Genomic DNA, 10,892 nt, shown 5'->3' on the forward strand with positions numbered 1-10,892 from the left:
GGCAGCATCCCACCGGCCGAGGCCGAAGCCAACTATTATTCCAAACACAAACAACCCAACGAGTCCGCCATGTCGGCATGACTCAAACCAAGGGGCCTCCGGGAAAGCCGGGGCGGTTCACGCCCGATGCAGACCTCGCCCAATAGGCATGCAAATGTCCGGCTTGAGTCGGAACCAGGCACTCCCCCTGGCGCAACGACCCCGCCCCGGTAGAGCGAAAGGCTCCGGTCGACAGAGGCGGTGGCGTTGTCGGTAGCGTTCTATGGTTCTCAGGGCGTCCGGTTTCGGGCAGACGTCAGAGTTCAGTCGCCGCCGCAGGCGGTCGGCTGGAAGGTAGCGCTGGCCTTATTTACCTGGAACCTCAACCATTTCCACAGGGTTTCCACCGTGATCTTTAAAGAACTGCAGAGCCTCCTCCTTGGTTTCAAAACTAACATCCTTCAAAGATGTTCCATCTGGCGCTTTTTCCAGCGGCTTACCTGTGAAGGGGTTGGTAATGGTAAAGCTCATCCTTTAACTCCTTGATATGTGGTGCAAATGCTTAGCGCCATAACTAAGCCGCACTGGAAGAAACTTCAACTTAATTGACTTGTTAAGTGGGGTTGGCCAGCCAACTACCGCTTTGGTCATTTCCGCCGAGTGAGCCGCACGACCAAGCTCGATGATGCCACAGACCGCAAGGCTGGGGCTTGCCCAGAAAGCCCTGCACGCTGCCTGGCCGATGGCGAAAACAGGGATGACCGCTATCCGGAGCCGACCGCCAAACGGCCATCGCCGCGCCAGAAGGAAGAGCCGCTGTCAAGTTTCCGTAGACACCCGGATAGGGCGTTTCAAGCTGCGCCCCGTTTGTAGCCAGCGGGCAAGCCGTAGCCCAGCGTGGAATGGAGCCGGGGGTTGTTGTCTGCTTTCGGCCAGAAGCAGACATTCGAATCACAGTTCTGGCCCACGTCAAGGACAACGGCAATGCTGCTTACGTTCTCCGGCCCCTTCGGTGGCGTCTTGTTGGACCTAAGTCGACAGTGGAATGGGGTCACGCCAAGTAAGCCGGGACGCAAAAGCAAAGCTGCCGCTCCCATTCCAACGTCGTAGATCTACTCTGCCCCGCGCGATAGTGGTAGCGAATAAGCAATCACATAATCTCCCCGGTCAGGAGACTGCCTCGCTCCACCCGCCACGATGACCACGTATTGCCGACTGGTTTTCGGCGAGGTGTAGGTCATGGGTGCTGCCTGGGCGCCAACGGGCATGCGTCCCTTCCAGAGTTCCTCACCCGTAGCACTGTCCATCGCGCGCAGGTAGTAGTCCTGTGTGCCGGCGTAGAAGGCCAGTCCGGAACCAGTGGTCAGCGGCCCACCAAGCGTGGGCAGGCCCAGTGGGATGGGCAGGCCCACCTTTATCGGACCGAGCTTCACGTCTTTCACGGTCCCTGCAGGGCGTTGCCAAACCAGCTTTCCCGTCTTCATGTCCACGCCCGACAATGTGCCCCAGGGTGGGGCAATGCAGGGGATGCCGAGCGGGGAGTTCACATCAAGGCCCTCGGCCGCGTAAGGGGCGCCGAGCTGCGGCTGGAGTCCTGTGCCGTGCTTGGCGCTGGGCTCAACTTTTCCCTCGCGCTGTTCGATCAGCTTCAGTCCCTGAGGCATGCGGATATCATTGACGATCAGCATGTCGTTGCCGCCATCGATGGACACGCCGCCCCAGTTCATGCCGCCGAAGTTACCCGGGAAGAAAAGCGTGGGTTCGGTCGAAGGCGCCGTGAAGTCGCCGTCATACCGCATCCGCTTGAACATAATTCGACAAAGCATCTGATCAAACAGCGTGACGCCCCACATACGGCGTTCGGTCAGTGGCTCCGCACCGATGGCCGCAACTCCCGTTGAATAGGGCTGCGTCGGCGACACCCGATCCGGCTTCTGATGCCGCTGTGGGACGGGAAGCTCTTCTACCGGAAACACGGGCTTGCCGTCGCGACGGTCCAGAACGAATATCTGGCCTCGCTTGGTAGCCTGAACGATGACCGGCACGGTGGCACCACCGCCTTGTGGGATGTCGTAGAGCGCCGGCTGTGGCGCCACATCCAGATCCCAAATGTCGTGGTGCACCGTCTGGAACACCCAGCGTTCTTGGCCGGTTTTCAGATCGAGCGCGACGATGGAAGAAGACACGCGCTCGGACCCATCAAGGCGATCTGCACCCCAGTAGTCCGGCGTCTGGTTGCCTGTTGGCAGATAGACCAGTCCCAGGCTCTCATCCACCGCCGGGGTGGACCACATGTTCGGCGTCGAGCGGGTGAAGACCTCGCCAGAGGTCGGCAGCTGATCCTTGGGGCGGCCCACATCCCATGCCCAGACCAGTGCTCCGTTCTCTGCATCGAAGGCGCGCACCACGCCGGAGGGCATGTCCACGCCGATGTTGTCAAACACCCACCCGCCGACAATGATCAGCCCGCCAGCAACCGTAGGCATGGAGGTGGGCTGATAGAAGGTTGGCGGGATGTCGCCCATCTGCTTCTTGAGGTCGACCACCCCGTCGGTGCCAAAGGCAGGGCACACGTTCCCGTCGCGGGCGTCCACCTGGATCAGCCGGCCATCCAGTGTGGTGACCACGACCCGCGCATGGCAGGCATCACCGGCGGCCACGGAGGTGGACTCGAAGTAGCCGACACCCCGGCATCGGTTCCAGATCTGGTTGTTCGGCACCTTCGGATCAAACGACCACCGCTCTTCGCCCGTATCCGCATCCAGGGCGATCACGCGATTCAGCGGCGTACATAGGTAGAGCGTATCGCCGATCTGCGTAGGTGTGACTTGATACTCGGACCCCGGCGTGCCGGCATCGCCAGTGCGGTACGTCCAAGCGGTTTTAAGCGTCGACACGTTTTCCCGAGTGATCTGGCTCTCAGGTCCGAAGCGTGAGCCGGACCCGTCTCGACCGAAGAACTGCCACCGTGACGGACTGGACCCATCTACAGTTCTACGGGGCGCGGCGTCATCTGGGGAGATGACCCCGTGCGGGAAGAACATCGCACCGATGGTCAGCAGACCCAGCACCAACGAGGCTCCCGCCACGCTCAACCCAGTCCGGCGCCAAGAGTGCTTCAGCAGTGGGGTAAGCAGGCCGAGGACCAGGCCAATCACCATCAGCGGGGTTAAGCGCGGCACGAGTTGCCAAAAGTCCAAGCCCACTTCCCAAAATGCCCACGCGAGTGTGCCCACCGCCAGCACTGCAAAGAGTATCAACGTGCCCGGCTTCTGACGGCAGAGCTCAACACCAATGGCCGCCAGGAAAGCACCGCAGATGAGGTAGTAGAAGCTGCCTCCCAGGCTAGCCAGGTAGGCACCGCCTATGAGTAGCGGGACCGAGGCGATTCCGAAGACAACCCCAGCAATCCGCAGTAGCATGATCTGCCTGCGCATCCTTTCATACAACTGTTCAACCGGCTCAATCACGGTAACCGCCGCCTCCGTTGATGGCCCACACCTGGCCGGTCACCCAAGCGGCGTCGTCTGACAGCAAAAACGCGATGGCACCGGCGACGTCAGCCGGATCGCCGAGTCGTGGCAGGGGAAGCGCATCGAGCACGTGCTTGCGGAAATCGTCTGACAGCGAGTCTTTGGCGGTATCCGAGAGCACTAGGCCGGGGCTGACTGAGTTGCAGCGAATGCCCTGCTTGCCCCAAGTGGAAGCAACGTGGCGTGTAAGCGTGTTAATGCCTGCCTTGGATGCAGCGTAGGCCGGCCTCACCTTTTCTCCAGCCTTGGTGCTGTCACTGGTGGTGTTCACAATGCTGCCGCCGCCGGCGGCCAGAAGGTGGGGAAGCGCGCTGCGGATAACCAAAGCGTAGCTGGTGAGATTGGCATTCAAGATGCCCATCCAAGTCACTGGCTCCATGTCGGCGACGCTCACGTCTTCGCCCGACTCCGCCCGCGTGTCAGCGGCGATGTTGGCCACACCGTTAAGGCTGCCCAACGCTGCGACCGCGTCCTCTACAAGGCCTACGATCGACCTCTCGTCGCGGAGGTCAAAGTGGAACGCGTCGGCATGCCCGCCGCTGTCTCGGATTGCTTGAGCAACCGTTTCTGCGCCCGCTAGGTCGTAGTCACCGACAGCTACGCGTGCGCCTTCTCCGGCCAAGCGTTTCGCGGTAGCGGCGCCAATACCGTGGGCGCCGCCCACTACCAAGTAGTTTTTCCCTTCAAGTCCACGCATCTTGCTCATCCTTCAGAAAGGGGCGTGAGCGCGGCGGATCCCATGAGGAGAGAAAGACCAGGACGGCCGCCGCGACCACAGCCCGGAGCATGCGAGCCAAACCTTGAGGAAACCTTGAGGATCGTCCGTGGCGGCCTGCTTCGCTAAGGACCGGACAGCTCCGTGACCGAGAGGAGATCGAGGCGTGAAAGATGCGTTCAGTCGTGGCCCCCTGACTCAGTCTTCCGGCGCGGACTGCTTAAGCACATACCCGATGCCCCGGATGGTGTGAATGTCTACGCCAGATCCGACCAGTGCTTTGCGAAGCCGTGAGATATGCGACTCCAGCGCATTGGACTCGACGTGGTCGTTCAAGCCGTAGACGGATTGCTCGAGCGAGGCTCGGCGCACCGTTCTGCCCTGCCGGAAGCAAAGCGCCTCCAAGGCGAGGATCTGCCTCCTTGGCAGTTTCAGCTCGGCGCCCCTCACAAACGCCTGCTTGGACTCGAAATCGAAGGCAAGGTCTCCGAGCACCATTGCCGGCGCCATCCGAGCCGGGCGTCGGATGAGGGCGCGAATGCGCGCCATCAGCTCCGCCATGTCGAACGGCTTGGCAAGGTAGTCGTCCGCTCCCGCATCCAATCCCTCGACTTTGTCAGTGACCAAGTGCATGGCGGTGAGGATCAGAATAGGCAGGTCCACTTGGGAGGCCCTGACCTTGGGCACCAGAGTGGCACCGTCCCCATCGGGCAGCTGACGGTCAAGGAGCAGGAGACGGTACTCGGCTTGTTGCACCGCGTGCTCGGTCTCGGCCACGGTGCGGGTCCTGTCCACAGCCAAGCCTTGCTTCGTCAGCGCATCGATCAGCGCCTCAGCAAATGGTTCGTCGTCTTCTGCAAGAAGAATTCTCATGCGCTTGTACCTTGGCTGGAGCTGGAGACCGTGGCCTTGGCCTTCAATGGCAAGGTGACCTCGAAGCTGGCGCCACCAGTCGGAGAGTCTGTGACCCGAATCCGGCCCCCGTGCTTGTTGGCAACCTCGCTGGCCAAGTGAAGGCCAAGACCGCTGCCGCTGGCCGACTTATTCAATCGGTAGAACGGCGAGAAAATGCGATTTCGCTCCTCCTCCGGAACGCCTGGACCGCTATCGGACACCCTGACTCGCGCGGTGGGTTGTACCTCCAGGGTAATGGTGCCCCGCTGACCGCCGTGAATCATGGCATTCTGCAACAAGTTCTTGAGCATGCGCTCAAGTGCGCCGGCATCGCCCTTGATAGGGACATCCGTGTCGGGCGCCTCGAAGCTGAACTCGTATCCGTGCTCGACGATCATTGGAGCTACTTCCGCTGCAAGCGATTCGCACAGGCTTACCAGGTCCACGGTTTGGAAGCGCTCGTTGGGACTGTTAAGCCGTTGAAGGTCAAGCAACTGTTCGGCGATGGTCTCAAGACGACACAGATCATTCACCAGCCGCAACTTTTCCTTGCTGTGAGGCAGGGAACTCAACCGCGCACCCAGCACAGCCATGGGCATTCTCAACTCGTGCGCAGCGTCAGCAAGGAAACGATCACGCGTCGCCGAAGCCTCCCATATTCTGGTGAGGGCAGCATTGAACGAACGCACAAGGGGCCGCACTTCCTCAGGTAGGTCCTCGAATTGCAACGCTGCGCCCCTCTGATCAAGATCAATGGTCTCAGCTTGGTCCGCCAAGCGACGAATGCCCCGCAGCCTGCGTCGAATGACCCAAGGGATGATCAGGCACGACACAAGCACAACCGGCAGAAACATTGGCAGAAAGATGAACTTGCCGACGATGAGCAGCGTGTCAGCGACGCCCTGCTGTGGAATGCCGCCCACCATTACGCGATAAGCGCCCTCTGATCGGCGGTCCACGGATACCGCCGCCGCCAGTCGGCTCTTGTTGCTGCGAATCTGGGTTTCCTCCAGCTCATCCAGGCGTGCTGCAAGGCCAGCAAGATCGCTCGGAACGGTGCCCAGGACTTGCTCCTGCCCAGACGGTCCCCTGACGATCAGCCAGGCGCCGGTTCTCCCAGTGGCAAGAGCATCTGGGAGAGCGTCCCTACGCACTACGAGCTGGCCATGTTCTACGTTCGAGGCTCGCGCAATCGATTCTGCGAGCTGAGTTGGAACAGAGAAAACAGCCGGAGTCCACGTCAGCGCCATCAGCATGGCCAAGGACAACACGAAAGTAAGAAGTTGAATTCCGCCCACTCGCCAAGAGAGCTGAGAACCAAGGGATTTCATGAACATAGAGATGGACGGAGTTGGATGCACTGGAGGATACGGGCCCTTTCGCACTGACGTTGAGGGTAGCTCGCGTGGACGGGTCTTCGCAGACCCAGCTGAAGTATGAATAGGGAGCTACTCAGAGAGTAGGCTCAAGGTTTCGGCAAGCTTCGTTTTCTAACCTGAATTCGTTGGCCACATCGCATGTAGCGAAGTCGGCCGATTTCAAATCCCCTCTGGAGAACGTTATGAAAATACACGCTGCGATTTCTGGGCCCGCGCTGGCCTTAGCCATCGCGGTTGGCTTTGGCGCTGCGATGGCACCGGCGGATGCGTCGGCAATGTCCAAGAAGGAAAAGCGGACAGTAATTGGCGCCGTTGTCGGCGGCCTGAGCGGGTCGTTGCTGTCGGGTGGCGATCCTTGGGCCACCGTAGGCGGCGCTTTGGCTGGCGGCACCGTGGGCAATGTCACGACCAAAGACCGCGACCGGGACCGCCGCTGGGAGCATGACCGCCGCTGGGACGGAGATGACCGTAGCCGCTGGCAACGGGAACAGGACCGCCGCCGTTGGGAACGTGAACGAGACCGCCGCTACCGCGGCCGCTGAACTACAGGAGTTAGGTGAGTTATGAAATATGCGATTGCTTTGATGCTGGTGGGCGCTGCAGGTGCAGCTCAGGCACAGTCGGACCCGGTACAGCGATACGTGGAAAGCGCGTTCAGCGCGATGGACACCAACGGTGATCGGCAGATCAGCCGGCTTGAGTTCGATACCTTTATGCTTAAGCGCATGCAGGTTCAGCGAGCAGCCTTCGAAACCGCCTTCGCTGCTGCCGATGCAAACGGTGACGGCTTCATCGACAAGCGGGAAGCGCGTATCAATGAACAGTTGAGCGACAACTTTGGCGCCATCGACGCCAATGGCGACGGCAAGATTAGTCGTGAAGAGCTGGGTGCCGCGCTTGTCGGCGCGTTGCAGGTTGAGGCAGACGCCACCGCCGAAGCAGTGCGCGCCTCTGGAAACTGATCCAAACGCCTTCCTCGTCAGCGGGCTGTACACTAGGCAACTCATAGCGGTATGGAATGGGCTCGCATCGCGAGCCCATTTTTTTATTCGACTCAGAAGCGGCGAGAGAGGCCCAGGACAATCGCATCCAGGTGATCAGAGTTTGTCATCGGGCTGTCGGTGATGCTGTCGCTGAGCACCGTGCGCCGCAGACTCCCGGTCGCTGTCCACCTTTCACCCAGTGGAAGAAGGGCAGTGACGCCGAAATAGGGCGTCACTGCATCGCCGGGATTGTAGGATGCGAACCCAGAGCGCCGCGCCTCTGAGGGAGAGACCCGATAGTAGTGGCGCACGATCTCTTCGCTCTGATAGGTTGCGCCGATCTCGGGCAGGAGGGTCACTGCTCCGGCGCTAAGCGGGTAGCTGTATTTCAGATCGCCGAATACCCCACCAACGCCCGTGACCTCCGCCTCTGCCTTCGCGTTCATTATTCCCCACCCTCCCATCAGCCTCCATTCGATGCCAGCAGTTGCGAGGAAGCGGCGTTTGTCCAGCTGACGCATGCGCCAGTCCGAGGAATCCTCGGGGCGATAGCGGTTGAGCAAGGGCGAGGCGGTCAGTGAAAGCGAACTGGTTTTGCCCTCACTGACTTTCATGCCAAGAGTGGTTCCGCGGAAGAAAAAGCGGTTCCCTTCCCAGCTGAGAATCGGCGCGGGGATGGTGTCATTTTCGTAGCTTCGATAGGGCTGCGACGATTGAGCAACGGCGACGCCGAGGGATGCATCTGCCATCGCGGTCATGGGAAGTGAGGCAAGTGCTGTTAGTACAACGGCAAGCGTAGAGCGAAGCGACGGGTGCCGGCTGGAGGTGCAGGGTTTGATCATTTTCAGAAGTGTCTTGCGTGGAGAGAGAGGTGACTGCGATGGCGATGGCCGACCGTTAGGAGATGGCGCACTTGATGTTGTCTTGGCCCAGGCGCTGTCGTATGGCCAGAATTAACTGGACGCGCTGATCCGCTGCGTTGGATTGAGGCTTGAGGTGCATCTGGCAACGAAGCACCGCCTTGTGCTCGTCAACGCTGATCAACTCGACGATAGGTGCGGGAATGGTCAGGGCGAGCCTGTTGTCGCTCAGCTCTCGGGCCACCATATCGAGCGTGTCTTGAAGGTTTTCGGTGACATCGACGGCAACCGTCAGCTCCAGCTTGGGTCTTGAGAACTGCTGACTCAGGTTCTGCACGGGCTTGGTGATCAGCTCCGAGTTTGGGACGATGACAGTGGACTGGTCGACAAGCCGAATGACGGTGGACCGAACGCTGACCTTTCTCACCGTGCCTTCAGCGTCGCCGATCTTGATGCGGTCACCCAGTTTGATGGGGCGTTCGACCAGCAAGATCAGGCCTGACACGAAGTTCTGTGTGATCGCCTGGAGGCCGAAGCCGATGCCCACGGAGAGTGCGCTTGCAAGGATTGCCAGCTTGTCGACCCCGACACCCACGGCGGCGAGTGCCCACAACACGGCTGCTGCGGTGCCCAGGTAGCCAACGATGGTGGTAATGGAGTCGCGCGCGTCCTGTGCCAAACGGGTGGTGGGGAGATAGGTATTTTCCAACCAGCCTCGAAATACTCTCAGCAAGAAAGCCACGCCGGCAAACACCAAGAGGCCCGTGAGCACAGACGCTGCTGAGATCCGGATTTCTCCAATCTGGACGCCCGCCGCGAGCTTGCCGGTGAGCTCAAGAACGGACGTGAACCCAGCGCCGAATGGCATGAAAAGAGCGCCGCAAGCGAGCAGAACCACTGTGGTTCGCAGCGCGGCGGAGAGGATGACTGAGAATTGGCGGACGCGACGCGAAGGCGATTGCTCACCGCGGCGCTGAGGACGCTTGACCTCCAGGATGTAGCGAACCGAACGATCAACCAAGGTCATGACGAAGAGCGCGCTGGCGCCCACCACGGCTCCCCAAATCAGCCACTGGGCGATCCAGTTGGCGAGCACGATGTAGCCGAACGTTCCGCTGAAGAGAATGACCAGGCACGCCAGCCAAGCAGCGCCGATCACAAGGGCTACTGGGTCGAGTGCATCTTCGTTTCCGTCAGTGGACGGTGGCCTCAGGCGGATGCGCCTCAGTAGGAGCAGCGCAACCAGGACAAGAGAGACAGAGCAGAAAGCACCCAGTGCCTGCAAAGGCAACGCGAGATCGTCTTGCAGAGCCAGGCGGGCGACCAGCTGTTCGCACCCTATGCCGATGCCCATCGCCGCGCCTATCCAGACCGACGCTGCCCATCCGCGCTTTGAGGTCCTTGCTTGCATGCTGAACAGGGCAAGCTCGGGGTTGCGTGGCTGGAGAACGGCCCGAGCCAAGCCGGCCACCAGGATCGTCAGCAGCAGGCCGGTTGCGATGGCCATCCAGATTGCCTGATACGGCAAGCTCAGTCCCCATTGGCTCAGCAGCGGCTCAAGTGACCCATAGGCCTGAAGGGACGGCGCCATGAAGAGTGCTAGGAGCGCAGTTGCGCTCATTGCGTTTGCAAACGGCCGAGTGGCTACTTCGCTGCGCAGCGCCCAAGCGCGGGCCAAGCGGAGCAACAGCGCGGCGCCTGCCCACACCAAACCGACGAGCCCGGCCCAAAGAATGGTCGCCGCAGTGCCGTTTAGGGAGCTGGTGCTGCTTTCTTGGTGCACCAAGCCTGACGGCGATGGACTGAGCACGGCAGGGGCGTTTTCCAGCGCGGGCTGCCAGAGCTCGCGGGAGAATGGAGAAGCGCTTCTCGAAAACAGTTCCTGCCCCAGTGCAGCTGCTTGGGCTTGTGCCGCCGTTGTCAGCTCCTGCTCGGCCGACAGCGCCACGAGCGATACCCGCTTTTTCAGGTCCTCCAGGGTCGTCAATTCACCCTCAAGCTTGTCTGCTTGGGCCTTGATGGCGGGGTCGAGGCTGCCCGATGGCGAGTCTCCAAGTTGCGCCACTCGCTCCTTTGCTTGGGCGATAGGCCGCTCCAGCATGCCGCCAAGGGAGTTGGCCTCATCGGCCAGGGCGCGCAGTCCCGCCAGTTTGGCGTCCCGAGACTCCGAATCAGAAGCGCTGACGCCCTCCACGGTGGCAGTGCGCGATTCAAGGGCCTCAACCGCAGCAGACCATTGATCGCTCGGCGGCGGCTCGACTGCCGATACCGTTCCGGACAGCGCCGGGAGCAGGAACATGGCTGAGATCAACAGCACACGTGAACGGGCTACCAGCCCAGAGCGAGCATGTATCATCCCGTAAGGATGAGGTCCCCAGCTTGAGGCAACCTTACGTCTGAACCGCCCCGGCTTTCCCGGAGACTCCTTGGTTTGAGTCACGCCGACATGGCGGACTCGTTGGGTTGCTTGGATTTGGAATAATAGTTGGCTTCGGCCTCGGCCGGTGGGATGCTGCCGATCGGCTCAAGCAAGCGGCGATTGTTGAACC

9 protein-coding genes are annotated in these 10,892 nt (G+C 60.8%); 2 read left to right on the forward strand and 7 right to left on the reverse strand.

Features of this window, described 5'->3' with window-relative positions:
- Nucleotides 1-345: 345 nt before the first annotated feature.
- The 5 genes from LL964_RS19905 to LL964_RS19925 all read right to left on the reverse strand — a co-directional run bounded on the left by LL964_RS19905 (nt 346) and on the right by LL964_RS19925 (nt 6,452).
- Nucleotides 346-510, reverse strand: a complete 165-nt coding sequence (locus LL964_RS19905) for a hypothetical protein (protein ID WP_167395462.1) — start codon at nt 508-510, stop codon at nt 346-348.
- Nucleotides 511-1,091: 581 nt separating this feature from the next.
- Nucleotides 1,092-3,449 carry a membrane-bound PQQ-dependent dehydrogenase, glucose/quinate/shikimate family gene (locus tag LL964_RS19910; protein ID WP_228329514.1) on the reverse strand — a complete coding sequence of 786 codons (2,358 nt, stop codon included), beginning with the start codon at nt 3,447-3,449 and terminating at the stop codon, nt 1,092-1,094.
- Complete coding sequence (locus LL964_RS19915; protein ID WP_208621499.1) at nt 3,442-4,218, reverse strand: SDR family NAD(P)-dependent oxidoreductase; 777 nt, start codon at nt 4,216-4,218, stop codon at nt 3,442-3,444. Before LL964_RS19915 ends, LL964_RS19910 begins: the two co-directional genes overlap by 8 nt.
- A 207-nt stretch (nt 4,219-4,425) precedes the next feature.
- Nucleotides 4,426-5,100, reverse strand: a complete 675-nt coding sequence (locus LL964_RS19920) for a response regulator (RefSeq protein ID WP_104588963.1) — start codon at nt 5,098-5,100, stop codon at nt 4,426-4,428.
- Nucleotides 5,097-6,452, reverse strand: coding sequence for a sensor histidine kinase (locus LL964_RS19925; RefSeq protein WP_167395463.1), 1,356 nt, complete (start codon nt 6,450-6,452; stop codon nt 5,097-5,099). The genes LL964_RS19920 and LL964_RS19925 overlap by 4 nt, the downstream gene beginning before the upstream one ends.
- A gap of 230 nt (nt 6,453-6,682) precedes the next feature.
- Between LL964_RS19925 and LL964_RS19930 the strand changes: the two genes are divergently transcribed.
- Together LL964_RS19930 and LL964_RS19935 are read left to right on the forward strand one after the other, a co-directional pair.
- Nucleotides 6,683-7,042 carry a glycine zipper 2TM domain-containing protein gene (locus tag LL964_RS19930; RefSeq protein ID WP_104588965.1) on the forward strand — a complete coding sequence of 120 codons (360 nt, stop codon included), beginning with the start codon at nt 6,683-6,685 and terminating at the stop codon, nt 7,040-7,042.
- 21 nt (nt 7,043-7,063) lie between these two features.
- Nucleotides 7,064-7,462: an EF-hand domain-containing protein gene (locus tag LL964_RS19935; protein WP_104588966.1), complete on the forward strand. Its 399-nt coding sequence runs from the start codon at nt 7,064-7,066 to the stop codon at nt 7,460-7,462.
- 92 nt (nt 7,463-7,554) lie between these two features.
- Here LL964_RS19935 and LL964_RS19940 read toward each other — a convergent pair whose 3' ends face one another.
- Together LL964_RS19940 and LL964_RS19945 are read right to left on the reverse strand one after the other, a co-directional pair.
- Nucleotides 7,555-8,241: a MipA/OmpV family protein gene (locus LL964_RS19940; RefSeq protein WP_167395464.1), complete on the reverse strand. Its 687-nt coding sequence runs from the start codon at nt 8,239-8,241 to the stop codon at nt 7,555-7,557.
- A 139-nt stretch (nt 8,242-8,380) separates the two neighbouring features.
- Nucleotides 8,381-10,642 carry a mechanosensitive ion channel family protein gene (locus tag LL964_RS19945; protein WP_167395465.1) on the reverse strand — a complete coding sequence of 754 codons (2,262 nt, stop codon included), beginning with the start codon at nt 10,640-10,642 and terminating at the stop codon, nt 8,381-8,383.
- Between the last annotated feature and the right edge of the window lie 250 nt (nt 10,643-10,892).

This window comes from Xanthomonas melonis, from assembly GCF_020783655.1.
Lineage (GTDB): Bacteria > Pseudomonadota > Gammaproteobacteria > Xanthomonadales > Xanthomonadaceae > Xanthomonas > Xanthomonas melonis.

Excerpts from the sequence above, each read along its gene's own strand:
- LL964_RS19940 (WP_167395464.1), bottom strand. The coding sequence starts at position 8,241 with ATGACCGCGATGGCAGATGCATCCCTCGGCGTCGCCGTTGCTCAATCG.
- LL964_RS19930 (WP_104588965.1), top strand. The coding sequence starts at position 6,683 with ATGAAAATACACGCTGCGATTTCTGGGCCCGCGCTGGCCTTAGCCATC.
- LL964_RS19905 (WP_167395462.1), bottom strand. The coding sequence starts at position 510 with ATGAGCTTTACCATTACCAACCCCTTCACAGGTAAGCCGCTGGAAAAA.
- LL964_RS19935 (WP_104588966.1), top strand. The coding sequence starts at position 7,064 with ATGAAATATGCGATTGCTTTGATGCTGGTGGGCGCTGCAGGTGCAGCT.
- LL964_RS19920 (WP_104588963.1), bottom strand. The coding sequence starts at position 5,100 with ATGAGAATTCTTCTTGCAGAAGACGACGAACCATTTGCTGAGGCGCTG.
- LL964_RS19915 (WP_208621499.1), bottom strand. The coding sequence starts at position 4,218 with ATGAGCAAGATGCGTGGACTTGAAGGGAAAAACTACTTGGTAGTGGGC.
- LL964_RS19925 (WP_167395463.1), bottom strand. The coding sequence starts at position 6,452 with ATGAAATCCCTTGGTTCTCAGCTCTCTTGGCGAGTGGGCGGAATTCAA.
- LL964_RS19945 (WP_167395465.1), bottom strand. The coding sequence starts at position 10,642 with ATGTTCCTGCTCCCGGCGCTGTCCGGAACGGTATCGGCAGTCGAGCCG.